A 25736-nucleotide genomic window follows, 5' to 3' on the forward strand; every position below is an offset into this window, starting at 1 on the left:
TTATGTTATATTCTATTTTACTATAAAACTGCGGATTGTTTCGATGAGATTTTCAGTATTTACTTCCAATGTTTCCCCATTACTTCTCACTTTTAGTTCCACAATTCCTTCTTCAGCTCTTTTACCAACTGTAATTCGTACTGGAATACCAATTAAATCTGAGTCGGCAAATTTCACACCTGGTCTTTCTGCTCGATCATCAAAAAGAACGTCAATTCCATTATTTTGTAATTGGTCATAAATATTCTCGGCTAATGAACGCTGTGAATCGTTTTTATTGTTAACAGGGATGACATGTACTTTATATGGGGCTAAATCAACAGGCCACACTATACCATTTTCGTCGTTAAACTGCTCTACTACAGCAGCCATAGTACGTGAAACACCAATCCCGTAGGATCCCATTATCATTGGTTGGTTTCTACCATTTTCATCAAGGAACATCGCATTCATTGCTTCACTATATCTAGTACCTAGTTTAAATACATGACCAACTTCAATTCCACGCGCAAATACAATCGTTCCCTCTCCATCTGGAGAAGGATCCCCTACTTGAATAAAGCGAAGATCAGCATATTGCGGGTTAATCGAAAAATCTCGGTCAGGATTTACACCAATATAGTGATAATCTTCTTCATTAGCACCACATACACCGTTAACAATCATCTTAACAGCGTGATCTGCGATTACTTGTATATTTTCAGCAATTTGAATTGGGCCTAATGAACCAACTGAACAATTCATGATCTCCCGTGTTTCCTCTGGTGTCGCAAGTTCAACTACTGTAGCATCAAATAGATTTTTCACTTTAATATCATTCACTTCATGGTCTCCACGAACAAGGACTAGAACAAAACTTTCATCAACTTTAAATAACAATGATTTTATACATTTAGATGGTTCTACATTTAAATATGTTGAAACCTCATCAATTGTTTTTTGCCCTTCTGTTTTCACTTTTTCTAGAGCAAACTCTTGTTCATTGCTCTTCTCATATTCAACAACAACAGGAGCCATTTCAATATTTGCTGCAAAAGAAGAGGTATCTGAGTAGGCAATTGTGTCTTCCCCTACATCAGAAAGAACCATAAATTCATGAGTATCTTTTCCTCCCATAGCGCCAGAATCTGCTATAACCGCTCGGAAATCTAGTCCACATCTTCTAAACACATTTGAGTAGGCATCAAATATTTTTGTATAGATTTCATCTAGACTTTCATGATTTGCGTGGAAAGAGTATGCATCTTTCATAATGAACTCTCGACCACGTAAAAGACCAAAACGAGGTCTTTGTTCATCTCTAAATTTCGTTTGAATTTGATATAGAGCGAGCGGTAAGCGTTTATAGGACTTTACCTCATCTCTCACCAAACTGGTAATTACTTCTTCGTGTGTAGGACCTATAACAAAATCACGGTCATGTCTGTCCTTCATTCTCATTAATTCAGGTCCATAAGAATACCAGCGTTTTGACTCTTGCCATAACTCCGCGGGCGTTAATGCTGGCATTAATAATTCAACGGCTCCGGCACGATCCATTTCTTCACGAACAATTGCTTCGACTTTTTGTAAAACCTTTTTCGCAAGCGGCATATAGCTGTATATACCACTTGCATTTTGACGAATATAACCAGCTCTTAATAATAATTGATGACTTTTTATTTCTGCATCTGATGGTATCTCTCTTAAAGTAGGAATAAGCGTCATACTTTGTTTCATCTGTTAGCACCTCATTTTAAAATTCACGTATCAATTAAATTATAAAAAATATTTTTGAATATCGTTCCATGTCACAACTAGCATTAATAACATTAACAAAGCAAACCCAATAAAATGTACCATACCTTCTTTTTGACGATCGATCGGTTTTCCTCTAACAGCTTCGACCGCAAAAAACAACAATCTACCGCCATCTAGTGCTGGAATTGGTAGAAGATTCACGATTCCTAAGTTAATACTTAAAATCGCTGCCCATTTCATTAAATAATAGATGCCTGATTGAGCAACTTCACCTGTCATATCATATATCCCTACAGGACCTGATAACATATCAATTGAAAATTGACCTGTAACAAGCTTTCCTAAACCTACTAAGATTTCTTTCGTCCATAGATACGTTTCTAGAAAACCACTTTTAAGGGAAGCTACAACCGATTTTTCCATTGGAGCATAAACGCCCATGATACCGATTGTTTCTTCACCTGACACTCTTGCTTTTGGTACTACAGGAATTTGTAAAGTTTGTCCTTCACGATCAACCCTGAATTGCAACTCATTTTCAGGGTTTTTCTGGATGATAGAAACTACATCTTTCCATGAATCAACTTCAGTACCACCGATTGAGCGAACAATATCTCCCTGCTTAAGACCAGCCTCTTGTGCAGATCCATCACTTGTCAATTTTCCCAAAATAGGCTCATTAATCGGAGTTCCTTGAAGTAGCCCAATTAAGATAAAAATGAAAAAAGCTAACACAAAGTTCATTGCAGGTCCTGCTGCGATAGCTAATGTTCTTTGTGGTAAAGTTTTTGAAGCAAATTGTCTGTTAAAAGGTGCGATTTGCGTTGATTGTTCATCGATAACAAAATGAGCCTTTTCACTAACTTCAAAACGCTGTAATACTTCATCATTTCCGCTTTCATAGCCTGTTAGATAAAGATTATGCTCTAAATCTGCTTCTTCAACTTCAATAATTTTTGAATTTGGATGTTTGTCTTTATTATTTAAGATTATTTTATTGACTTTACCTTCACTGTCAAACTGTAATCCAATATTGTATCCAGGTTTAACTTCAATCATTTCGGGGTCTTCCCCAGCCATTCGGACAAAGCCACCTATTGGAAGTAACCGAATTGTATAAATTGTCTCGTTCCTCTTAAATGAAAATACTTTCGGACCAAATCCTATTGCAAATTCTCGACATAGTATTCCAGCCCTTTTTGCAAGGACTAAGTGTCCAAGTTCATGAAAAAATACAAGAGCGCCAAATATTATGACAAAGGCAATCACGGTATTCACATGTCTAACCACCTTTTATGTAGTATAGGGAACAATTGATAATCTTTAAATTATATTCTATCTAACAGCTTACATGTCCCTATTTTAAATGTAGTTGTTCTTTAATATACAATCTTGCCTCTAAATCAACCTCTTTTATTGTTTCCAAAGAAGGGTTACTAATAGACTGATGTCTCGCTAGCGTTTTTTCTATTAACGTCTCAATTGTTAGAAAAGGAATACTACCTTTTAAGAATGCCGCAACAGCCTCTTCGTTGGCTGCGTTTAAAACCGTGGGCATTGTTCCACCTATTTTACCCGAGTGATAGGCAAACCCAAGGCAGCGGTAGCGTTCAAAATCCATTTTACTAAAGTGTAAATGACCAATTTCCCATAGATTTAATGCTTTAGTTGAAGGAAGTTGGAGTCTATCGGGGTAGCTTAACGCATACTGTATTGGAACTCTCATATCTGGAGTACCAAGTTGCGCGATTACACTCTTATCATGAAATTCAACCATTGAGTGAATTATACTCTCTTTATGTAATACAACATCAATTTGATCATACGGTAGATTAAACAACCAATGTGCCTCAATTACTTCTAGCCCTTTATTCATCATTGTTGCCGAGTCGATTGTAATTTTGGCACCCATTGACCAATTCGGATGATTAAGAGCTTGTTCCACTGTTACTTTTTCTAATTCATGTCTTGCCTTGTCTCTAAAGCTTCCACCAGAACCAGTAAGGATGATTTTTTCAATATTTTTTGAATTCTCTCCTTGTAAACATTGAAAAATGGCAGAGTGCTCACTATCGACTGGAAGTACATCTACACCATTATTTTTTGCTGCCTCCATAACGATATGACCGGCAGTAACTAATGTTTCTTTATTAGCTAAAGCTATCGTTTTTTTCGCCTCTATTGCTTTTAATGTTGGTATAAGTCCAACACTACCTACTACTGCATTAACAAGTATATTTGCTTCGTTATATGTCGCTACCTCTATTAACCCTTCCTCACCAAATAAGAATGAAATGTCACTAGAAAATTCAATCCTAAATTTATCACAAGCATCCTTATTTTTAACAGCAACAAGCTTTGGTTTAAATGTATTAATAATTTCGCGCCCTAATTCAAGGTTATCACCAATTGAAATAGCAACTAATTCCAACTGCTCTGGGTGTAACTTAATGACATCTAATGTTTGTTGCCCAATAGAACCTGTTGCACCTAATAAACTAATCTTTTTCAACGAATTCACTCTCCAATCAATTGAGGCAAAGTTAACTGGCTAATTTGTCACTTATCATTTAGACAAAGACCACAACTGATTTGGTCTCACTTTAAAGCAGCTGTAAAAAATGAAGAATAGGCAACACGAACAGTAAACTGTCAAACCTGTCTAAAATACCACCATGCCCTGGAAGTATATGACCAGAGTCTTTAACTGCATAATGCCTCTTTAATGCCGATTCAACAAGATCACCAATTTGTCCAAAAATCGATAATAACACTGTAAATATGATCAATGTCACTATAGATTCTTCCATGGGTACGAAGAATTGAAATATAATTACAATAACCAACGCACAAATGATTCCACCAATCGAGCCTTCTATTGTTTTATTTGGGCTTATTTCAGGCCAAAGCTTTCTTTTTCCGATTGCCCGTCCGATAAAATAGGCTCCTGAATCTGTTGACCATATTACAATCAGAGCATACGAAATATAGTTTAAGCCCTCAAAAGTAGTGCCTCTTGTTTCAATAAAATAATAAAAACCAATACCAATATATAATGCAGTAAGGATGACAAATCCTACATCATCAAACGTAAATTTATTTTTTGTGATAACTGTATAAGATAAAATCAATAAAACAGCTAATAGCGCTAATTCAACCTTAGATATATTTAAATTATCTAGTAAATGGATATATTGATTTGGTAGAAGAAGAACCCATAGTAAGAGTAAACTGACTACCCCCGGAAATGTTGCTAATGAAATCCGTTTCATTCTTAAAAGCTCATAAATGGCAACTGAAGCTAATATATAAGATAGGATAGTAAATAATAAACCACCGAATATAACAATAGGCAGAAAAATGGCTGCAGCTATTACACCAGTTAAAATACGTTGTTTCATTTTAATCATCACCTTTTTATGCCTTCCTAGTTAAAAAGTATTCGCTAAAAGGCAGAAATGTAACTCTATCGTGAGTTACCTATATAACGACTTTTGCCCAAAATAATCTTTTTTATACTCCACCGTATCGTCTTCCTCTTTGTTGATAGACTTTTATCGCTTCTAGAAGATGTTGATCTTTAAAGTCCGGCCATAGCACATCCGTAAACCAAAATTCAGTATATGCTAATTGCCAGAGCATAAAATTACTAAGTCGTATTTCACCACTTGTTCTAATTAAAAGATCTGGATCTGCAAGATTACGGGTCATCAAATATGTAGAAAATCCATCCTCATTCAGGCAATCTAAGTCAACAGTCCCATTCTTATAGTCATTTGCTAGCTGTTTAACAGCACCCAGGATTTCAGCACGACTTCCATAGTTTAAAGCGAAATTTAAAATTAGACCATCATTATTCCTTGTTTCATTCATTGCGTTTTCAACAGCATTCAAAGTATGTTTAGGTAAAGCTGATTTATCACCCATAGTACGCACTTGAACATTTTCTTCTATCAATTCAGGCAAAAAGGTTCCAAGGAATTCTTCGGGTAGCTTCATTAAGTACTCGACTTCTAACTTAGGTCTCTTCCAATTTTCTGTTGAAAATGCATACACTGTTAACGTTTTAACTCCAAGGTCATTAGCTAATTTCGTAACCTTTCGCACGACTTTCATTCCTTCATGATGACCGGCTGAACGTGGTAATGCACGTTTTTTCGCCCAACGACCATTGCCATCCATTATAATCGCAATGTGGTTTGGAATTTGTCCCCTCATGATATCTTCTTTTGTAAACTCTTTTGACTTATCCTTCCACATTTTCAGTTTCCCTAACATATAACTAGTCCTCCATCACCCTTAAAAATCTTTTAACTAGTAATGTTTCTTGTTAATAACATTCCTACCATATCATATTACTATGGCTTTACCTATTTAGTAAGTCATTAACAAAGACTGTTTTTTGAACATTTTTTTGCATATTGCTCAAAATGGTCTAGATGCTACTTAGCCCCTGCAATGCTACTTAAAACAACTTTAAAAGGCACCAATGTAAACCGCGAAACAGCCTTAACAAAAAAACCCCCTGTTAACTTTAGAGGGTCTTTAAACTATATTGTACATTGAATTAGATTATACTTCCATGATTTCTTTTTCTTTTTCTTTCGTAACATTATCAACTTTAGTGATATATTCATCTGTAAGCTTTTGTACGTCCTCAGTGTAGCCGCGTAGTTCATCTTCAGTGATGTCACCATTTTTCTCTAATTTTTTAAGATCGTCATTTCCATCACGACGAACATTGCGAACGTGAACCTTAGCATCTTCAGAATATTTTTTAACTACCTTAACTAGTTCGCGGCGACGCTCCTCTGTTAATGCAGGAATTGCAATTCGAATAATTGATCCATCATTTGAAGGATTTAAACCTAAATCAGCTTTAATAATTGCTTTTTCAATGCTTCCTAACACTGATTTATCGTATGGCTGTACAACAAGCATACGAGCCTCAGGTACGTTAATAGAGCCAAGTTGGTTAATTGGAGTCGGAGCACCATAATAATCGACAGTAACTCTGTCTAAAATTGCTGGGTTTGCTCTACCGGCTCTTATTGTTGAAAGTTCACGAGAGAACGCTTGAATTGCTTTATCCATTTTCTCTTTCACTTGGTTAATCGTATTTTTCGGCATGTTTATTTCCCCCTAACAATCGTTCCAATATTTTCACCTAAAACAGCACGTTTAATATTTCCTTCTTCCATTACTGAAAATACAATCAGTGGAATGTCATTATCCATACATAATGAAGATGCAGTTGAATCCATAACAGCTAGACCTTCTTTAAGGACATCTAAGTATGAAAGTGTATCATATTTCTTTGCATTTTGATCTTTAGATGGATCAGCAGTGTATACTCCATCAACATTATTTTTCGCCATTAATATTACGTCAGCTTCAATTTCAGCAGCTCTTAAAGCAGCGGTTGTATCTGTAGAGAAATAAGGATTACCCGTACCAGCAGCAAAGATGACGACTCGCTTCTTCTCTAAATGACGGATTGCTTTTCTTCGTATGTATGGTTCTGCTACTTGTCGCATCTCTATTGATGTTTGAACGCGAGTTTGGACCCCAATATTTTCAAGGCTATCTTGGAGAGCGAGAGAATTCATAACCGTTGCCAACATTCCCATATAATCGGCTGTTGCTCGGTCCATTCCCATCTCACTACCAATTTTCCCCCGCCAGATGTTTCCTCCACCAACAACGACTGCAACCTCAACACCTAACTCAACAATTTCCTTAACTTGCGTTGCAACAGAATTAATAACAGATGGAATTATACCAAAGCCTTGATCACCAGCTAACGCTTCTCCACTTAGTTTTAAAACAACTCGTTGATATTTAGCGCTACTCATAATAACCTCCAATTTTTAAAGAAAATACGGGCGAAGACAAAGCCATATTTTAAGTAACTTTATCTTAGGTGATTTGTAAAAAACAGGGAACACAACTGTGTTCCCCATCATTATCTTATTTCTTAACTTGGTTCATTACTTCCTCAGCAAAGTTATCTTGACGTTTTTCGATACCTTCTCCTACTTCATAACGAACAAAGCTCTTAACAGTTGCGCCCTTTGATTCAACAAACTGGCGAACCTTTAAATCAGGATTTTTTACAAAACTTTGATCTAATAAGCAAATATCTTCAAAGAATTTACTTAAACGGCCTTCAACCATTTTAGCAACGATATTTTCTGGTTTTCCTTCATTAAGAGCTTGTTGAGTTAAAACTTCACGCTCACGATCTGCTTCCTCTTGAGAAACTTGATCACGTGAGATGTATTTAGGATTAACTGCAGCAATGTGCATAGCAACATCTTTGGCTGTGTCTTCGTCAGTAGTACCTTCAAGCACTGCAAGAACCCCAATGCGGCCACCCATGTGAAGGTAAGCACCAAAAGCATCTGCATCCGTTTTTGTAGCTACAACAAAACGACGTAATGAAAGCTTTTCTCCAATTTTTGCAATTGCTGTATTAATATTTTCTTGAACTGTTTCACCATTTTCCATTTTTTGCTCTAAAGCTTCCTCTACTGTTGCAGGTTTTTGAGCAAGTAAATGAGAAGCTAAGTTAGTAGTTAATACTTTGAAACCTTCATTTTTCGCAACAAAGTCCGTTTCAGAGTTAACTTCTAAAACAACTGCCTCATTACCGTTTACCTCGATGTGAGTAATGCCTTCTGCAGCGATACGATCTGATTTCTTAGCAGCTTTAGCAATCCCTTTTTCACGTAGAAAATCAACTGCTTTTTCCATATCTCCATCGGTTTCAACTAGAGCCTTTTTACAATCCATCATTCCAGCACCAGTTTTTTCACGTAATTCTTTTACCATTTGAGCAGTAACAGCCATTGTGTAAAATTCCTCCTTGGTTTCACATAAGTATGTATAGTCAGTAGTATTTAATATCTACCCTACAATATTCGCCAATGTAAATAATTTTGTCATTATGTTTGGCTTTAGTATTTCTTTAAAAAAAGGTGATAAAAGGCAGCCCCTCTTATCACCTTTCGCTCATTAAGCAGAAGTTTCTTCACCTTGTTTTGATTCCATGATAGCATCTGCAATTTTAGCTGTAAGAAGTTTAACAGCACGGATTGCATCATCGTTTGCAGGAATTACATAATCAATTTCATCTGGATCGCAGTTAGTATCAACAATACCTACGATTGGAATATTTAATTTATGAGCTTCTGCAACTGCGATACGTTCTTTACGAGGATCAATGATAAATAAAGCATCAGGAAGTTGCTTCATATCTTTGATTCCGCCTAAGAATTTCTCTAAGCGCTCTAACTCTTTCTTAAGTTGTACTACTTCTTTCTTAGGTAGCACTTCAAAAGTTCCGTCTTCTTGCATTCTTTCGATATCTTTTAAACGTCTGATACGTTTTTGGATTGTTTCAAAATTTGTTAATGTACCACCTAACCAACGTTGGTTAACAAAGTACATACCAGAACGTTCTGCTTCTTCTTTAACTGAATCTTGTGCTTGTTTTTTTGTTCCAACGAAAAGCATTGTTCCGCCATTAGCACCTAATTCTCTTACAAAGTTATAAGCTTCTTCTACCTTCTTAACAGTTTTTTGAAGGTCGATGATATAAATTCCGTTACGTTCTGTAAAGATGTAACGTTTCATTTTTGGGTTCCAACGGCGTGTTTGATGACCGAAGTGAACACCAGCTTCAAGCAATTGCTTCATTGAGATTACTGACATTGTGTTTCCTCCTAAGTGGTTTTTTCTCCTCCGTTCATATCATCTTTAAACAAAACTGAAATTGATATGACTTTGAAAATGACTGTCCTTAAATTCATAACCGTAGTCAATTTTTTCAGCACCATTGTTTAAATCTATGAACGTGTGTATTAACACCAAAAACTAATATATCATAACCCGTTATGACAATCAAGATAGAATTGCTAGTTTTGGCGAAATTTCAATAATAATTCTATTTCCGTTTTACCTTTGCCTAGTTTTTTTGCAATTTGATCAATTGTGTCACCTTTTTTTTGTAAAAGCATTGCTTGAGCTGAAAGTGATTGAACATAAAGGTCGTCTTTTGGTATTGAACCAGTTGATGACATTTCTTTTTTTTGAACTTTAGCTATATCACTTGTGTTTTTTTCTACCTTTTCATAGGAAGGTAAAAGATTGTTTAAATCTAGTTTAGAAATTTGTTCCTCTACTATGTTAATAGCTACTCTATCATTTTTTTCTTCTACCTTGTTTTTTTTCGTGTAAGGCTTTCTTTCTTCGCTTTCACTTCTAGTGGTTTTAGCAATTGGGAACACCGTATTGTCGTCAGTCTTTGCTAACTTTTTCAAAAAAATTTCATTTTCTTCCTTCATTTCCAGCAAATACCCTGTAATAATTTCTTCCATTTCTTTTATAATTGCTGATTGTTTTTTTTCAATATCCTTCATACTAGATACACGTTGAAATAATAATATAATTAGAAAAAATGCAATAGCGATTAACACAAAACATACTAGTAGTACAAAAGTTATCATGATACCCCTCTATCCAACATAATCAACAATGTTACCTTTATAAGGATGCTGCTCCTTAAGTGCCTCTTTTGTATCTTCATTTTTAGTACTTTGCGGAAACTGGTCAGTAGTATGTTTATTGGTCAAGGACAGTTGATCCAATTTGTCATTCTTATTTACTTGTTTTCGTTTGAGTTCTTGTTCTCTTGTAGTTGCTACTGCTAAAACATCCTGTTGTAATTGTGATCTTTGGTTCGCTTGCTCTTGAATTTTACCGATATCTTGTGTTCTCGGAAGTGCTACTTGTAACTCTATTAACTTCATACTCATCCAATCACTACCTTATGAGAATAATCGTGTTTCCCTCAGAATGCAGGTCCCGTTCCTGATTTTTAATCCTTTATACTGAACCAATCTTTATTTCTTTATTTATTAATTGGATTTTAACTGCTTTATGTGCTTGGTTGATGATTCTTTTATATTTCCCGCATATGATATGTACATTAGGTTTAATTGATCCATTAACTAGAATGTAACTTTTCTCTAGTTCTCCGATAACCCTTTGAATTTCTTGAAGTTCTTCAAATATTTCAAGCTCTTGTTTATTAATTTTGGCTTCGGTCACTTTTTGCCGTTTTAATAAAGTAACTTCTTGAGTACTCAATGAACCCGTGCTTTTATATTTTTCAGCAAGCTTTTTAGCTAGTAACTGAAGCTTTGCATTTTCTTCTTGGACATGAACCAATTGCTCAGTTAGAAATTTTTCTTTTTCAAAAGCTTGTTGGTTAACTCCTATATGAACTTCTGTTTTTGTATGAAGTTCATTTCCGAAGTCCTTTGCAGTTATGGAACTTCCAGCTGAACATATCCCACCAATAATAGTTCCTTTTTGACAGGATATTTGTCTTTGCGCCTGACAGTAACTATGCAAAATCGTTGTTGTAACCTCGATATTGTGTCCGGCTTGGACATGTCCTTGATTAATATATGAAGCAGTAAGATTCCCACTTGTAACTATCTTTCCACGGTTCGATCCTGCAATACCACCAGAAATATAAATAGAACCACCAGCAAATAAATCGGCACCTTCAACCATTCCATAAATTTTAATGTCACCACCAGCTTGTATCGTGTAGCCAGGAGGTACGTCTCCTCTAACAATAACGGTCCCAATAAAGTTAATATTGCCTGTTTTCATGTCTAAATCACCAGACACCTCATAAACAGGTAATACATTAACTTTATTGCCACTAAAACTAATTTGTCCATCAATAGTTGAGTATATTGAACCTTCCTTTTCTACTGTATTTTTACCTAAACGGAGCTTATAAGGCTTTCCATCACTAGCAAAGAGCGCTTTACCATATACATTTACACCTTCTCTAGCCTTAGACGGCTGAATAACTTTAGCGATTAATTGACCTGAGCTTACTGAAGGGATTGTAATTACATTCCTTAAATTTAATTCTTCGTTTCCACTCCTATTTTCAGTACTTTCAGATCGTTCATGTTTTAAGTACCCATCTTTTCCTTTAAAAGGTGCAATTCCTTCTGCTACCAGGTTTTCTATATACCAAGAAGCTTGATTCTCTACCATTTTTTTTATGGTTTCACCTTTAATCCCAAAGGAAATGCCTTTTTCTTTTAGATAGTCTTGAATCACTATGTCAGATAGAGAATCAGTTGATACTGAAGTATTTTCTTTAATTTTCAAATAAGCTTGAAGAGAGTCGTTTGAAACGCTAAGATCAAACAAATCATTCATTTTCTCACACCCTATTTTTATTGGACGACTTTATCCAGTGTTGTCTTTAATTTAAAAAGGGCTTTTGAGTGTATTTGTGATATTCTAGAAGTTGAAAGCCCCATTACTTGTCCAATTTCCGTTAATGTCAGCTCTTCTTTATAAAATAAACTAACCACTAGTTGTTCTTTTTCATTTAACTGTCCTATCACATCTGCAAGCTGAAGATAGAGTTCTTCCCTTACTACATGCTCCTCTGGTGTTATCGTTTTCTCATCTTTAATAGAAAACGCTGTATGCTCCTTACCATCTGTTTCCTGAAGCTGGTCATCAATAGATAGGACATTCGCAAAAAAGCCTTCATTAACAGTTTGGTATACTTCCTCTTCGGTAATACCTAATTCAGTTGCTATTTCTAGTGGAGTAATATTTCTCATATATCTTTGCTCAAGCTTTTCAATCGTTACTTCTAGCTTTTTTGTTTTTTCCCTAGAACTTCTCGGAAGCCAATCCTCTTTTCGCAATCCATCAATGATGGCACCTCTAATGCGGAATGAAGCATAGGTATCAAATTTTAAGTCACGTGTGGGATCAAATTTTTCAAGAGCGTCATATAGACCTAACATCCCTAAGCTCTTAAGATCATCTTTACTTACACTCTTTGGGACCCCGACTGATATCCGCCCAACATGATATGTTACTAGTGGCATATATTTACGAACCAGAATATCACCTGCTAGAGGGTCACGTGAGCTAGTCCATTTTCGCCAATATTGTTGATCCTCACTTGATGACATCTGTGTCATTTAAATCCTCCTAAACAATGCATAGTAAGGAAACTACCTTCAGTGGGAGTGATTCAATAAGTAATCTAATCAATAGTACCTGAGTTAAATTTCAGAAACTCCCCGGTGCACTGTCCTAATAGTCAAGCGCTTTGTTGTAGGTGAAAATTCTATCGTGCGTCCACTGCTTCCGCCAACATCTTCGGCAACAACTAAGATATTGAACCGCTCTAGTTGTTGCTTAACTGCTTCCACATTACGGGGACCAATTCTCATCAAATCACTACCTGTAGAAAATTGAAACATTTGCGCGCCACCAGCCATTTTAGCTTGGAGTGAATTTTTTTTTCCGCCCAAATTAATTACTTGTGATATTAAAGCCTCTATTGCAGTATCTGCATACTTAGCTACATTTATAGATCCTACTTTTCCTAAGGATGAGTCAGGTAGCATCACATGTGCTAAACCAGCTACTTCTCTTATCTGGTCATATATGATGATACCAACACAGGACCCTAGGCCGGAGGTCCGAATAATATCTGGGGACTTCACAACATTCATGTCTGCTATTCCAACTTTTACAACTTTAATTGTTTCATTCATCTATCTTAACTCCCAATGACTGAAAGATCTTCTTAAATGAATTAGGATCTGGCAACAGAAAGAAGTGCCCTTTAACAATGTCGCTAATTCCTTGTTCATCTTCATTAATAGCTGTGTCAATAACGATAGCATAATCACTTACTTGAGATAATTCTAATAATCCATAACTAATTATTGCTCCAACCATATCAATGGATAAAGCTGGTACGGAAGGATATAAGTTTAATCCGGTAAAGTCAGATAATGAAGATAAGTATGACCCAGACAAAATATTCCCAAGTTCTTGTAAAGCTGACATCGATAATTCCGAGTATGGTTGTTTATCAAAGCTAAATGCCTGTTCACCTGTCATTTGCCAAATAAAATGGGCCGCCTGTGACAGGGATAGTACAAAGAACATACTCCCTGGTGCATCGCCTTCAATTCTTAGAAAGACACTAGCAACGACATTTTCTGGCCCACCTGCCATATCCATCATTTCATCAAAGGACACTAGCTTAACATCTGGGACCTTCATATCTATTTTCTTGTTCAATAATGTTGAAAGTGCGGTAGCTGAGTGTCCAGCCCCTATGTTCCCTATTTCCTTTAAAATATCGATATGGGTTTCATTGAGTTTTTCTAATAAGGACATTCTTCTAACCTTCTACTTTTTCCAAAAGTTCATCTGGATTAAGCACTTTATCTAAATTAAGTAAAATCAGTAATCTCTTATCAAGCTTTGCTACCCCATTAATATATTCCACTTCAACCATACCTACAACTTCTGGAGGGGGTTCAATGGAATTCATCGGAATATCAATAACATCATTTGCTGCATCTACGATAAGACCTACCTCCATATCCCCGTGCACAACAATTATAATTCTAGTACTATCAGTATAAGCTGTATCTGTAATTCCAAATCTTTTGCGTAAATCGACAATTGGTGTAACTAAACCCCGCAAGTTAATAACACCTTTCACAAAATCTACTGTTCTAGGAACTCGTGTGATATGTTGTACCTTCTCAATAGAGCGTACTTGTCTAACAGGAACACCATATTCTTCTTCTTGAAGTTGAAAAACGATTACTTTTATTTCCGCTGTCGCCACTTCTTTTTCAGACATAAAATATTCTCCCCCTTAAAGGTACTCACTTATAGTAATGTCAACCTAACTTTGGTAAATTGAGCTACCTTTCGAATATAACTAATAAATTTATACAAAGGTACATTACTACTTAATTAGAGCATTACAATCCATAATTAATGCAACTTGTCCATCACCTAAAATAGTAGCTCCCGAAATAGCAAATACTGAATTCAAATAATTACCTAGTGATTTAAGGACAATCTCTTGCTGTCCAATAAATGAATCAACGATTAGTCCAGCCATTTTGTCCCCTTTTCGTACGATCACTACGGAGTAGAATTCATCTTCTTCCTTATGAACCGGAACCTCGAAAATATCCTTTAAGAACACTAACGGAACAACCTTACCACGGAAGTCAATTACTTTTTGATTATGAGCATTTAAAATATCTTGTTTTTTCACGATAGCCGTTTCGATTATTGAAGAAAGTGGGATTGCGAACTTCTCCTTTTGAATTTCAACTAGCATAACAGAAATAATTGATAGTGTAAGGGGTAGCTGAATTGAAAAAGTTGATCCTGCACCCTCTTTTGAATCAATTGTTATCGATCCACCAAGTGACTCAATTTTATTCTTAACAACATCTAGACCCACACCACGACCAGAAACATCAGATATCACTTCCGCAGTAGAAAAGCCTGATGAGAGTATTAATTCATACACCTGTTTATTGGTTAAGGTTGAAGCAGTATGTTCAGTAATGATACCTTTGCTAATTGCTTTGCTAAGTACTTTTTCTCTACTAATACCCGCTCCATCATCCTCAATCTCAATAAATACATGATTACCACTATGAAAGGCCTTAAGTACAACGTTCCCTTCTTCTTTCTTTCCATTATTTCTACGTACCTCAGGAGTTTCAACACCATGATCAAGTGCATTTCTCAACAAATGAACTAATGGATCTCCTATTTCATCAATCACAGTTCTATCAAGTTCAGTTTCTGCACCGATTATTTGTAAATTGATATTCTTATTTAAATCTCTAGCAAGTTGACGGACCATTTTAGGGAAACGGTTAAACACAGTCTCAACTGGTACCATTCGCATATTTAAGATTATATTCTGGAGATCACCTGAGATCCTTGACATTCTTTCAACTGTTTCATGAAGCTCTGAGTTATTTAAATCGCGAGAAATCTGCTCTAAACGACCTCTATCAATCACCAATTCCTCAAAAAGATTCATAAGGATATCCAAGCGCTCAATGTTAACACGGATTGTTTTATTATTAGAACCAGATGGTTTAGAAGATGACTTTCTTGTAGTTGGTATCTCCTCATTGTTCTGGATCACATCAGCCACTACATCTTCTACAGCTACTGTAGCAGCAATTTCCTGCTCGGCTTGACTACTATTGTGCTGACTAGGAATATTCTCAATTTCTAATGATAGAGTTTGAATATCGACATGATCTACTTCGGATACCTTCATAATCCTTTTTTGCAGGTCAGCTGCTGGTTCTTTAGATACAAATGTAATACAGAATTCCTGCTCAAATTGTTCATCTTCTAGTAGTTCTACTGATGGTGTTGATTTAATGACCTCGCCAACCTGTTCAATCACTTCAAACACCATGAACACTCGAGCAGCTTTTAATAAGCAATCCGCTCTTAAACCAACAGTAATCTCATAGCTTTCAAACCCTTGTTCTTTTGATTGTTGGATCACTGTATATTCAAAGTCATCATATGTAATCTTATTTTTACTATTTTCTTGGTTTACAGTTGAAATCTCAGTCACTTTGGTTGCTACTAGATTTTCAATATTTTCACCTAGCTCGATTTTTTTAAGTTGTGCAACAACTTTAGTTACATCTCGCTTTCCTGTTCCACCTTCAGCGATTGAGTTGACCATTTCCTCTAGATCGTCAACCGATTGAAAAACAACATCTAGAATCGAAGGAGTCACCTTTATTTTATTGTTTCGAACCGCATCAAGGACGTTTTCCATTTGATGTGTTAGACTTGCAAGATCATCATAACCCATTGTTGCTGACATGCCCTTTAATGTATGGGCCGAGCGGAAAATTTCATTAACAATTGCTAGATTCTCAGGATTTTTCTCTAACTCTAGCAATTGCTCATTACATGTTTGTAAATGCTCTTTACTTTCATCTATAAAAACTTCTAAATATTGATTCATATCCATTTCTTTACACCCCTTAAACTTCTGTATATTTTAAAATGGTATTAGCGATATTATCTAGTTGAACAACGTCATCTACTAAATTTGTTGCTATTGCAGATTTAGGCATTCCAAAAACAATTGATGTTTCTTCTGATTCAGCAATTGCGTGTACACGTCCATTTGACTTTAGCTTCCTTAATCCTAATGAACCGTCTGAACCCATTCCCGTCATGATTACAGCTACATTATCGTAATCTTCTACTTCACTAATTGACTCAAACATTACATCAACTGAAGGTCTGTGGCCATTACGAACCTCAGACTGATCAATCTCTATAGCAAGTGAAGTACCTATATTTTTTACTTTTAAGTGGTAGCCACCGGGCGCAATATAAGCTATGCCTTTTTTTAATACATCACCTTGTTCAGCTTCTTTTACCTCTATATCACAGAGTGAATCTAAACGAGTCGCAAGTGATTTTGTGAAGCCAGCTGGCATATGCTGAACGATTAAAATAGGGGCATTTATTGATTTAGGTAGCTTTGGTAACACCTGTGATAATGCTCTAGGTCCACCTGTGGATGTACCAATACTAAGGATTTTTCTATTGGACTTGTTCAAAGAATTAATTTTAGATAGTTCTATTTTACTATACTCTTTAGGAATGCGAGAAGGACTTTTCGTCAATTGTATGGTTTTTTTCAAGCCACTCATATTTGCTTTACTTGCTTGAAGGACTTTATTTACTATTTCATCCTTTATCAAATGCAAGTCTAGCGATATAGCACCAGATGGTTTCGTTATAAAGTCAAAGGCACCATATTGCATTGCTACCATCGTATTTTCTGCACCCACTGATGTAGTACTTGATAACATTATGACAGGTAATGGATGTTCGCTCATTATTACTTTTAAAGCCTCTAAGCCATTCATTAAGGGCATTTCTACATCCATCGTGATCACATCAGGATTAAGTTCTTTTACTTTTGTAAGGGCATCAACACCATTTCGAGCAATTCCTACTACTTCAATTTTCGGTTCGCTAGTTAAGAAATCTGATATGAGTTTTCGCATAAATGCAGAATCATCCACAATTAGAACCTTAATTTTCTCCATGACATTTTTGTCCCTACCTTTCAAGAAAATTCCGTAATTTTGAAATAAATGTAGGTGAGCTACGCTTATTCTCACCAATCTGTTGATTTGCTAAATATCGATTTGTTAACTCCACCATCGCTTTGCTTATATTGGATCTTGGAGCGTACAATATATAGGGAGTTTGATGACTAACTGCTTTTAATACCGTTCGATCATCTGGTAAAATACCAAGTTGCACTGTTTCTTTATGAAGAAACTGTGATACAACATTATATAAACGCTGAAGAGTTTGTTTACCCTCATTTTCCGAGTGTACCCTATTGACAATTAAATAATAGGGAATACTTTTATCAAGTGAGTAAATGTATTTCATTGCCGAATAAGCATCGGTAATCGCAGTTGGTTCCGGTGTTGTAATAACAAATATATCGTCAACAGCCATTAAAAGCTCTAAGCTTTCTTTTGTAATTCCTGCACCCATATCAAATAGTAAATAATCATATTCAGGTAATACAAGCTGCAATTGTTCTATAAATGTCTTTGTTTTTTCGTGGTCTAAGGAAAAAATAGTAGATAAACCTGTCCCCCCAGCTATATAGGACAGTCCGGCAGGCCCTCTTTTTACTACATCATGAATGGATATATCTTCGTTTAACATATCAACTATCGTATGTTTCGAGGAAAGGCCCAGTAATATATCTACATTTCCCATCCCGATATCCATATCAAATAATAAGACTTTTTTCCCTTGTTTCAATAGGGAAAGTGAAAAATTAATAGAAACATTGGATTTCCCAACGCCACCTTTTCCACTTATCACAGCAATTGTTTTAGTAGAGTTCGTTGTGTTATTTAATTTTTGTAGTTTAATACGTAGGATCTCCGCTTGATCTCTCATATCTATTCGTCTCCAAGAAGCGTATTTACAATTGCTTGTGGATTAGCTTTAATAATATCATCTGGAACATTTTGGCCATTTGTTAAATAGGCAACACCTAGTCCATATTGAGTTAAGAAATTAATCATATGACCATAAATAGACGTTTCATCAACTTTTGTAAAAATAACTTTGTTTATCTTAACAAGAGAAAATTGCTCATATATCTCTTTCATATCACTTAGCTTCGAAGTTAACCCAAGAACGAGAAATGTTTCCATCTCTTCGTTAAAATCAATTACGTTTCTTAAATCATCTACATATTGTTTATTTCTAAAGTTTCTACCAGCTGTATCAATAAGCACAACATCATAGTCGTTAAATTTTTCTTTGGCTGCTTTAAAGTCGTCTAAATTATAGCTTACTTCTAATGGTATACCGAGAATTTTCGCATATGTTTTTAATTGATCAATTGCAGCAATTCGGTACGTATCTGTAGTAATAAATGCCACCTTTTTATTGTCTGTTAATAAACATTCTGCTGCTATTTTCGCAAGCGTAGTTGTTTTTCCAACACCAGTAGGACCAACAACATTTATAAATTTTCTCTTATATGAAATCCCACCATATTCATTAGAAGACAGCTTATCTGTAAGCTGCTCCTTAAGCCAAATTGTGACATCCTGACTCGTTGCGCTTGCTTTATTAACGTACCATTTTTCTAAGAGGCTGGTTATTACTTCATGTCTAATCGAATCACCAATCTCTTGGTGTACCAATAACTGATTTATTTCTTTTAAAGGTTCAGGGTATTTCTCGAAATTCGAGCTTACTCCAGAAGATATTTCTACCATGAGTGATCTTAAATCCTTAATTTCTTTTAATAAATTCTCATGATTTGTTTCTTCATTTTTGCCAATAAAGTCCATTATGGGAGCGGACATTTTTTGTTTTTCCTGGTGGGTAAATTTATTCGATTTTTCCTTTATTAAAGGTGTCTTTTCTTTGGAAGGTAGAGGGTCAATTGCCGCAATTACTTCAATATTTTTTTTCATAAAGAAACCTAAAAATCCACCCTTTTGTACTACTTTCGAATTTAAAATTACGGCATCACTTCCCAATTCAGCCCTAATCAGTTTCATTGCATCTGGCATTGAAGCTGCCACAAATTTTTTTACCTTCAATCTATATTCACCACCCCTACACTTTGTACTTCGATGTTCGATTCAAGCTCATTATATGAGAGTACAGGTATTTGAGGAAAATACCTTTCAATCATTTGTCTGACATACATTCGTACTGCTGGTGAGCAAAGTAATATTGGTGATTGTTCCTGGAGGGATACTTGCTCTATTTGAGTAGCAATTGTTTCAATTATTGTTTGTGAAACTGTAGGATCTAATGATAAATAATTACCATGCTCCGTTTGCTGGACGCCTTCAGCAACAGTCTTTTCAACTTTACCTGATAACGTAATTACTTTTAGTGTATCACCATCTACTGCAAGACTATTAGTAATTTGGCGAGCTAAGGACTGCCTAACATATTCAGTTAGTAAATCGGTGTCCGTGGACATTCTTCCGTAATCTGCCAATGTTTCGAAAATAATCGGTAAATTCCTTATTGATACTTTTTCTTTTAACAGTTTAGCCAATACTTTTTGAATGTCACCTATCGTAAGTGGGTTCGGTGTAACTTCATCTACTAAAATAGGATACGTCTCTTTTAAATGATCAATAAGTTGTTTCACTTCTTGTCTGCCAATTAACTGATGGCCATTTGCTTTTATCAATTCTGTAATATGAGTAGAAACCACAGATGGTGGATCAACTACCGTATAACCTAGCATTTCCGCTTGGTCTTTCATATCTTCTGTTATCCATTTTGCTGGCAAACCAAAAGATGGTTCAATGGTATCAATTCCTTCTATTGAGTCATCATCAACACCTGGACTCATGGCCAAATAGTGGTCAAGTAATAATTCACCTCTAGCCATTTCACTTCCTTTAATTTTCAAACGGTATTCATTAGGCTGTAATTGAATATTATCTCGAATTCGTACGACCGGAATGACTAATCCTAATTCAATTGCTAATTGTCTCCTAATCATAACAATTCTATCTAGTAGATCTCCCCCTTGATTTGTATCGGCTAGAGGTATTAAACCGTAACCAAATTCAAATTCTATAGGGTCAACATTTAAAAGGTTAACAACACTTTCAGGACTTTTCATGCCATCAACCTCAAGCTCTACATCCGGATCATCTACTGACTGTATATCATTTACATTTGATCGACCTATTGTGAAAGCACCAAATGCGATGATTCCTGCAATCGGAATGGTAAGAATATCATTAATTGGTGTCGATAAACCTAGTAAGAATATTGTAGCAGCAGTTACATACAACATTTTCGGAAAAGCAAAGAGTTGTGCAGTTATATCTTGTCCTAAGTTGCCGTCTGAAGCTGCTCGTGTTACAACGATCCCTGTAGCAGTCGAAATCAATAATGCTGGTATTTGGCTAACGATACCATCACCAACAGTAAGGAGTGTGTATTTTGAAAGTGCCTCTTGAAGTCCTAATCCTTGTTGTGTCATACCTATTATAAAACCAAAAAGCATATTAATGAGTACGATAATAATTCCTGCTATAGCGTCTCCTTTTACAAACTTACTTGCTCCGTCCATTGCTCCGTAAAAATCTGCTTCTTTACCAATTTTCTCACGTCGTTCTCTTGCTTCTTTGTCAGAAATCATCCCTGCATTTAAATCAGCATCAATACTCATCTGTTTTCCCGGCATTGCGTCAAGAGTAAAACGTGCTGCAACTTCGGATACACGTTCAGATCCCTTTGTAATTACAACGAACTGAATAATAATTAGGATTAAGAAAACAACAAAACCAACAATTACATTTCCTCCGACAACAAACGTTCCAAACGTCTCTACAACTCCACCTGCTTCACCATGACTTAAAATAGATCTTGTAGTCGAGACATTTAAACCTAATCTGAATAGTGTTAATAGCAATAATAACGATGGGAATATTGAAAATTGAAGAGGTTCTTGCATGTTCATTGAGGTGAGTAGGACAAGCAAGGCAAGAGAAATATTTATTATGATAAGAATACTTAGCATCCACCCTGGAAAGGGAATGATAAGCATGGCAACAATTAAAATAACACTTAATAGAACAGATAAATCTCTTGCTGACATTGTTTTTCTCTCCCTTAATTTGTCAATCTAATATGTCTTACACTTTTTGCTTTAAGCGATACACAAAAGCTAAAATCTCAGCTACTGCTTTAAAAAATTCCTCTGGAACAGCGTCACCGATTTCTGTTTGACTATATAACGCTCTAGCTAATGGACGATTTTCAACGGTTGCAATGCTGTTTTCTTTTGCAAGCTCCTTAATTTTTTGAGCAACAAAATCAACTCCTTTTGCAACTACATATGGTGCGTCCATTTTGTCTTCATCATATTTTAATGCAATTGCATAGTGAGTAGGGTTGGTAATAACAACATCAGCTTTTGGGACTTCTTGCATCATACGTTGCATTGCCATTTCACGTTGCTTTTGCTTTATTTTCGATTTTATTAACGGGTCCCCTTCAGACTTCTTATATTCGTCTTTTATATCTTGTTTTGACATTTTAATATTCTTTTCATGGTCGTATTTTTGATATAAATAATCTAGAACAGATAAGAATAAAAGTGCAAATGCCGCTGAAAGTCCCATTTGGATGGTTAATTTTCCTAAAAATACGAGTGCACTACCCACACTCATCTGTGATAATAGTAATATTTCTTCGAGTTGAAGCCAAATGACTGTAAATGTAACAGCCCCTACAAAAATAATTTTCAGAATCGATTTTAACATCTCTACTATTGCTCTAATCGAGTAAATTCTCTTAAACCCTTGAATTGGATCGATTTTATTTAGTTTCATCTGAATTGACTCTATTGAAAATAGGAATCCGATCTGCATTAAATTCGCTGCTACTCCTGCAACAATCGCAATGAGCATAATTGGACCTACAACTATTGCAACCTCTGACAATATCTCTAAAAAGAGTCGATGTACACTTTCAACTGTCACATTAATCAGTAGATATTCCTGAAATGAATGTGTAAATATATCAATCATCTTATCGCGCATAAATCCACCGATAAATAAGAGTAATAAAAAAATGAAGATTAAAAGAAAGGCTGTATTAACATCAGCACTTTTAGCAACCTGACCCTTTTTTCTAGATTCTTGCCGCTTCTTAGGAGTGGCTTTCTCTGTTTTTTCACCTGCAAAAAGCTGCAGATCAAGACTTAACCATTCCATCTACCTTCCTCCTAATAATCCCATAAAACCTCTCATTGTATAGATCATACTCTCGAACAGTTGGCCGACTAGCATCATCATAACTGACATTACTAAAATCAAAACAATGAAACTTACGACAATCTTTAACGGCAGCCCTACAACGAAAACATTTAATTGTGGTACTGTCTTTGCAACAATACCTAATGCAAGGTCAACTAAGAACAATGAGCCTACAACCGGAATCGACATTTGAAAAGCGATGACGAACATTGTGTTAAATACCTTCAAAACAAATTCTATTACATTCTCATCTCCAAGTGGTAACGACATCTGATCTAACGGGATGAACTGATAGCTATAAAAAACTCCATCTAACAATAAATGATGTCCGTTTACAGAAAGTAATAGTAATAAAGCAAAGGTATATAAATACTGGCCAATAAGTGGACTTTGTGCACCAGTTTGTGGATCTATTACGTTTGCAATTGCAAATCCCATTTGAAAGTCGATAAATCCACCAGCAATTTGAATTGCAGAAATAACCATAAAAGCAATTAATCCTATAGCAAGTCCAACCATCGCTTCTTTTATGACTAACATAAAATAAAAACCGTCGATAGAAATGACTGGATAATCAATTGTAAAAAACATTATCCAAGATAGAAAAAATGCAAAACCAATTTTATGGGGTGCTGGAATCGTTCGATACGAGAATAACGGTAATGTTGCAAAAAAACAGGTAACTCTAACAAGTACTAAAAGAAAAGCAGGATAACTCGTATATAATTCAAGCATCCTATCAACCTACGAATCTTGTTAAGTTATTAAAGATATCATAGGTATATGTCAACATATGTGTTAACATCCAAGGACCGAAAAATATTAAGCCAACTAATACGGCAACAATTTTAGGTACGAAAGCAAGTGTTTGCTCTTGGATTTGAGTGGTAGCTTGAAAGACACTTATTATGAGCCCAACAACTAGGGCTAAGACTAATAATGGGCCACTAATTAATAATGTCGTATAAACACCTTTTTCGGCCATAGAAATTACAAATTCAGGACTCATTATTTTCCACCTTCTTTTAAAAGCTCTGCAAGAGAGACTTAACTATTAAATACCATCCATCAACTAAGACAAACAATAATATTTTAAATGGCAATGAAATCATGACAGGAGGTAACATCATCATACCCATTGACATTAATACACTTGCAACCACCATATCGATTACTAAAAATGGAATAAAAATCATAAATCCGATTTGAAAAGCTGTCTTTAATTCACTTATCGCATATGCAGGTACAAGTGCTATCAATGGAATGTCTGCTACTGACGTTGGGCGTTCACTTCCTGAATAATTAAGGAATAACGCCAGATCTTTTTGTCTTGTATGCTTACTCATGAATTCCTTAAATGGTAGCGATGCTCTTTCATATGCTTCCTCAAGATTTATTTCTTCATTAAATAAAGGTGTTAAAGCCTGGTCATTTACTTCTGAAAACACAGGAGCCATTATAAAAAATGTTAAAAACAAAGCTAGCCCTATAAGCACTTGATTGGGTGGCATCTGCTGAGTAGCAAGTGACGTTCTCACAAAGGATAACACAATGATAATTCTAGTAAAGCTCGTCATTAGAATTAAAATGCTTGGTGCAATTGTTAAAACTGTTAATAAAAGGAACATTTTAACAGATGTCGATACATTTTCGGGGGCGCTGGTATTAAAAAACTCCATAAATTCATTCATTCTTTACTAGACCCCTTTTTCGAAAACTCATCTAACATTTTTTTCCTGCCTTTTGATATTTCAGTTAATTGCTCCTTAAGAATCGACTGAAATTGATCAGCATTCCCTTTTGTTTTGTTCTTTTTATGTGAAACTAATTTAGTAAGTAAATCTCGAGGTTGTACTAAGTGATCTAATCTTGTGTTGTGCTCCTCAAGGATTTCCTTAATCTCTTCGCTATCGTCTATCTCTTTTAGTAACTGAATAGAGTCGCCCACTCCAACTACTAATATGCGATCTCCAACTTTTACAAGTTGAATTGAACGGTTCGTACCTAAACTAGTACCACCTATATTTTCAATATATTTGTCTTTATTAAAAAGTCGATTTTTCTTATTAATCAATTTTAAAACAAAATAAATAAGTGCAATAATGAAAATCGTTGCAAAAATCATTTTAATAAATTCCCATGCAGAGAATTGATTTGATGAGGTTGTAAGTTCACTCTCATTCTGATCCAATTCTCTACTAGGTGTGTTATTTTCATCATTTTGCTCTTCTGGTTGCTGAATCCACTCTATTACATTCTTATTTGTTTGCTGAGCACTGATTTCACTAGAAAAAGAAATTAAAAGTGCAAAAATTAAGATAAAAATCCTACTATAGATTGTTAATCGCTGTAGCAAAATCAGCCACCTTCTTACGTTTAGATTAGCTTAACGTTTTACTAATAGCTTCAATAACACGGTCAGCTTGGAAAGGTTTCACAATAAAATCTTTTGCACCCGCTTGGATTGCATCAATTACCATTGCTTGCTGGCCCATAGCTGAACACATAATCACTTTAGCGTTTGGGTTTATTTTCTTAATTTCTTTTAATGCAGTAATTCCATCCATTTCTGGCATTGTAATATCCATTGTTACTAAATCAGGTTGATGTTCTTGATATTTTTCAACCGCTTGTGCACCATCTGCTGCTTCACCTACAACTTCATATCCATTTTTTGAAAGGATATCCTTTATCATCATTCTCATAAATGCTGCGTCGTCTACAATTAAAATTCTGTGTGCCATGTAAAATCCCCCT

Annotated in this window: 27 protein-coding genes; all 27 read right to left on the reverse strand. The window is 35.4% G+C overall.

Annotation, left to right across the window (positions count from 1 at the left end):
- Positions 1–12: 12 nt before the first annotated feature.
- The 27 genes from PY093_RS00335 to PY093_RS00465 all read right to left on the reverse strand — a co-directional run bounded on the left by PY093_RS00335 (position 13) and on the right by PY093_RS00465 (position 25723).
- Positions 13–1719: a proline--tRNA ligase gene (locus tag PY093_RS00335; protein ID WP_275643862.1), complete on the reverse strand. Its 1707-nt coding sequence runs from the start codon at positions 1717–1719 to the stop codon at positions 13–15.
- Between the two features lie 39 nt (positions 1720–1758).
- Positions 1759–3018 (reverse strand): RIP metalloprotease RseP, encoded by a 1260-nt coding sequence (gene rseP, locus PY093_RS00340; RefSeq protein WP_275643863.1) that lies wholly within the window; start codon positions 3016–3018, stop codon positions 1759–1761.
- A gap of 79 nt (positions 3019–3097) precedes the next feature.
- Entirely contained in the window at positions 3098–4252 is a 1155-nt protein-coding gene (gene dxr / locus PY093_RS00345) for a 1-deoxy-D-xylulose-5-phosphate reductoisomerase (protein WP_275643864.1), read from the reverse strand.
- 91 nt (positions 4253–4343) lie between these two features.
- Entirely contained in the window at positions 4344–5141 is a 798-nt protein-coding gene (locus tag PY093_RS00350) for a phosphatidate cytidylyltransferase (RefSeq protein WP_275643865.1), read from the reverse strand.
- Between the two features lie 112 nt (positions 5142–5253).
- Positions 5254–6018 carry an isoprenyl transferase gene (locus PY093_RS00355; protein ID WP_275643866.1) on the reverse strand — a complete coding sequence of 255 codons (765 nt, stop codon included), beginning with the start codon at positions 6016–6018 and terminating at the stop codon, positions 5254–5256.
- Positions 6019–6312: 294 nt separating this feature from the next.
- On the reverse strand, positions 6313–6870 hold the full coding sequence (gene frr / locus PY093_RS00360) for a ribosome recycling factor (RefSeq protein ID WP_275643867.1): 558 nt from the start codon (positions 6868–6870) through the stop codon (positions 6313–6315).
- A gap of 2 nt (positions 6871–6872) precedes the next feature.
- Entirely contained in the window at positions 6873–7595 is a 723-nt protein-coding gene (gene pyrH, locus PY093_RS00365; protein ID WP_275643868.1) for a UMP kinase, read from the reverse strand.
- Positions 7596–7710: 115 nt separating this feature from the next.
- Entirely contained in the window at positions 7711–8592 is an 882-nt protein-coding gene (gene tsf / locus PY093_RS00370; protein WP_275643869.1) for a translation elongation factor Ts, read from the reverse strand.
- Positions 8593–8757: 165 nt separating this feature from the next.
- Entirely contained in the window at positions 8758–9456 is a 699-nt protein-coding gene (gene rpsB / locus PY093_RS00375) for a 30S ribosomal protein S2 (protein ID WP_275643870.1), read from the reverse strand.
- A gap of 203 nt (positions 9457–9659) precedes the next feature.
- Entirely contained in the window at positions 9660–10250 is a 591-nt protein-coding gene (locus tag PY093_RS00380; RefSeq protein WP_275643871.1) for a hypothetical protein, read from the reverse strand.
- Between the two features lie 9 nt (positions 10251–10259).
- Positions 10260–10559 (reverse strand): hypothetical protein, encoded by a 300-nt coding sequence (locus PY093_RS00385; RefSeq protein ID WP_275643872.1) that lies wholly within the window; start codon positions 10557–10559, stop codon positions 10260–10262.
- Between the two features lie 70 nt (positions 10560–10629).
- On the reverse strand, positions 10630–11994 hold the full coding sequence (locus PY093_RS00390; RefSeq protein WP_275643873.1) for a DUF342 domain-containing protein: 1365 nt from the start codon (positions 11992–11994) through the stop codon (positions 10630–10632).
- A gap of 17 nt (positions 11995–12011) precedes the next feature.
- The gene (locus PY093_RS00395; protein WP_481769257.1) at positions 12012–12779 is read right to left on the reverse strand and encodes a FliA/WhiG family RNA polymerase sigma factor; all 768 of its coding nucleotides are present in this window, start codon (positions 12777–12779) and stop codon (positions 12012–12014) included.
- An 84-nt stretch (positions 12780–12863) separates the two neighbouring features.
- Positions 12864–13361, reverse strand: a complete 498-nt coding sequence (locus PY093_RS00400) for a chemotaxis protein CheD (RefSeq protein ID WP_275643874.1) — start codon at positions 13359–13361, stop codon at positions 12864–12866.
- The gene (locus PY093_RS00405; RefSeq protein ID WP_275643875.1) at positions 13354–13995 is read right to left on the reverse strand and encodes a chemotaxis protein CheC; all 642 of its coding nucleotides are present in this window, start codon (positions 13993–13995) and stop codon (positions 13354–13356) included. The genes PY093_RS00400 and PY093_RS00405 overlap by 8 nt, the downstream gene beginning before the upstream one ends.
- A gap of 4 nt (positions 13996–13999) precedes the next feature.
- The gene (locus PY093_RS00410) at positions 14000–14470 is read right to left on the reverse strand and encodes a chemotaxis protein CheW (protein WP_275643876.1); all 471 of its coding nucleotides are present in this window, start codon (positions 14468–14470) and stop codon (positions 14000–14002) included.
- Between the two features lie 108 nt (positions 14471–14578).
- On the reverse strand, positions 14579–16645 hold the full coding sequence (locus tag PY093_RS00415; protein ID WP_275643877.1) for a chemotaxis protein CheA: 2067 nt from the start codon (positions 16643–16645) through the stop codon (positions 14579–14581).
- Between the two features lie 13 nt (positions 16646–16658).
- Positions 16659–17741 carry a protein-glutamate methylesterase/protein-glutamine glutaminase gene (locus tag PY093_RS00420; RefSeq protein WP_275643878.1) on the reverse strand — a complete coding sequence of 361 codons (1083 nt, stop codon included), beginning with the start codon at positions 17739–17741 and terminating at the stop codon, positions 16659–16661.
- Between the two features lie 13 nt (positions 17742–17754).
- On the reverse strand, positions 17755–18621 hold the full coding sequence (locus tag PY093_RS00425; RefSeq protein WP_275643879.1) for a MinD/ParA family protein: 867 nt from the start codon (positions 18619–18621) through the stop codon (positions 17755–17757).
- 2 nt (positions 18622–18623) lie between these two features.
- Positions 18624–19784, reverse strand: a complete 1161-nt coding sequence (flhF, locus tag PY093_RS00430) for a flagellar biosynthesis GTPase FlhF (RefSeq protein WP_275643880.1) — start codon at positions 19782–19784, stop codon at positions 18624–18626.
- On the reverse strand, positions 19781–21817 hold the full coding sequence (flhA, locus tag PY093_RS00435) for a flagellar biosynthesis protein FlhA (protein ID WP_275643881.1): 2037 nt from the start codon (positions 21815–21817) through the stop codon (positions 19781–19783). Before flhA ends, flhF begins: the two co-directional genes overlap by 4 nt.
- Positions 21818–21854: 37 nt before the next feature.
- Positions 21855–22937, reverse strand: a complete 1083-nt coding sequence (gene flhB, locus PY093_RS00440) for a flagellar biosynthesis protein FlhB (protein ID WP_275643882.1) — start codon at positions 22935–22937, stop codon at positions 21855–21857.
- Positions 22938–23714 (reverse strand): flagellar biosynthetic protein FliR, encoded by a 777-nt coding sequence (gene fliR, locus PY093_RS00445; protein WP_275643883.1) that lies wholly within the window; start codon positions 23712–23714, stop codon positions 22938–22940.
- 4 nt (positions 23715–23718) lie between these two features.
- The gene (fliQ, locus tag PY093_RS00450; RefSeq protein ID WP_275643884.1) at positions 23719–23988 is read right to left on the reverse strand and encodes a flagellar biosynthesis protein FliQ; all 270 of its coding nucleotides are present in this window, start codon (positions 23986–23988) and stop codon (positions 23719–23721) included.
- Between the two features lie 16 nt (positions 23989–24004).
- On the reverse strand, positions 24005–24670 hold the full coding sequence (gene fliP, locus PY093_RS00455; RefSeq protein ID WP_275643885.1) for a flagellar type III secretion system pore protein FliP: 666 nt from the start codon (positions 24668–24670) through the stop codon (positions 24005–24007).
- On the reverse strand, positions 24667–25335 hold the full coding sequence (gene fliO / locus PY093_RS00460) for a flagellar biosynthetic protein FliO (protein WP_275643886.1): 669 nt from the start codon (positions 25333–25335) through the stop codon (positions 24667–24669). Before fliO ends, fliP begins: the two co-directional genes overlap by 4 nt.
- A 25-nt stretch (positions 25336–25360) precedes the next feature.
- Entirely contained in the window at positions 25361–25723 is a 363-nt protein-coding gene (locus tag PY093_RS00465) for a response regulator (RefSeq protein WP_275643887.1), read from the reverse strand.
- Positions 25724–25736: the final 13 nt, after the last annotated feature.

Origin of the sequence: Cytobacillus sp. S13-E01 (assembly GCF_029193815.1) — a bacterium.
GTDB lineage: Bacteria > Bacillota > Bacilli > Bacillales > Bacillaceae_L > Bacillus_BV.

Coding starts and splice junctions, on each gene's coding strand:
- PY093_RS00335 (WP_275643862.1), bottom strand. CDS start 1,719: ATGAAACAAAGTATGACGCTTATTCCTACTTTAAGAGAGATACCATCA.
- PY093_RS00350 (WP_275643865.1), bottom strand. CDS start 5,141: ATGAAACAACGTATTTTAACTGGTGTAATAGCTGCAGCCATTTTTCTG.
- PY093_RS00355 (WP_275643866.1), bottom strand. CDS start 6,018: ATGTTAGGGAAACTGAAAATGTGGAAGGATAAGTCAAAAGAGTTTACA.
- frr (WP_275643867.1), bottom strand. CDS start 6,870: ATGCCGAAAAATACGATTAACCAAGTGAAAGAGAAAATGGATAAAGCA.
- pyrH (WP_275643868.1), bottom strand. CDS start 7,595: ATGAGTAGCGCTAAATATCAACGAGTTGTTTTAAAACTAAGTGGAGAA.
- tsf (WP_275643869.1), bottom strand. CDS start 8,592: ATGGCTGTTACTGCTCAAATGGTAAAAGAATTACGTGAAAAAACTGGT.
- rpsB (WP_275643870.1), bottom strand. CDS start 9,456: ATGTCAGTAATCTCAATGAAGCAATTGCTTGAAGCTGGTGTTCACTTC.
- PY093_RS00380 (WP_275643871.1), bottom strand. CDS start 10,250: ATGATAACTTTTGTACTACTAGTATGTTTTGTGTTAATCGCTATTGCA.
- PY093_RS00385 (WP_275643872.1), bottom strand. CDS start 10,559: ATGAGTATGAAGTTAATAGAGTTACAAGTAGCACTTCCGAGAACACAA.
- PY093_RS00390 (WP_275643873.1), bottom strand. CDS start 11,994: ATGAATGATTTGTTTGATCTTAGCGTTTCAAACGACTCTCTTCAAGCT.
- PY093_RS00395 (WP_481769257.1), bottom strand. CDS start 12,779: ATGACACAGATGTCATCAAGTGAGGATCAACAATATTGGCGAAAATGG.
- PY093_RS00400 (WP_275643874.1), bottom strand. CDS start 13,361: ATGAATGAAACAATTAAAGTTGTAAAAGTTGGAATAGCAGACATGAAT.
- PY093_RS00405 (WP_275643875.1), bottom strand. CDS start 13,995: ATGTCCTTATTAGAAAAACTCAATGAAACCCATATCGATATTTTAAAG.
- PY093_RS00410 (WP_275643876.1), bottom strand. CDS start 14,470: ATGTCTGAAAAAGAAGTGGCGACAGCGGAAATAAAAGTAATCGTTTTT.
- PY093_RS00415 (WP_275643877.1), bottom strand. CDS start 16,645: ATGGATATGAATCAATATTTAGAAGTTTTTATAGATGAAAGTAAAGAG.
- PY093_RS00420 (WP_275643878.1), bottom strand. CDS start 17,741: ATGGAGAAAATTAAGGTTCTAATTGTGGATGATTCTGCATTTATGCGA.
- PY093_RS00425 (WP_275643879.1), bottom strand. CDS start 18,621: ATGAGAGATCAAGCGGAGATCCTACGTATTAAACTACAAAAATTAAAT.
- flhA (WP_275643881.1), bottom strand. CDS start 21,817: ATGTCAGCAAGAGATTTATCTGTTCTATTAAGTGTTATTTTAATTGTT.
- flhB (WP_275643882.1), bottom strand. CDS start 22,937: ATGGAATGGTTAAGTCTTGATCTGCAGCTTTTTGCAGGTGAAAAAACA.
- fliR (WP_275643883.1), bottom strand. CDS start 23,714: ATGCTTGAATTATATACGAGTTATCCTGCTTTTCTTTTAGTACTTGTT.
- fliQ (WP_275643884.1), bottom strand. CDS start 23,988: ATGAGTCCTGAATTTGTAATTTCTATGGCCGAAAAAGGTGTTTATACG.
- fliP (WP_275643885.1), bottom strand. CDS start 24,670: ATGAATGAATTTATGGAGTTTTTTAATACCAGCGCCCCCGAAAATGTA.
- PY093_RS00465 (WP_275643887.1), bottom strand. CDS start 25,723: ATGGCACACAGAATTTTAATTGTAGACGACGCAGCATTTATGAGAATG.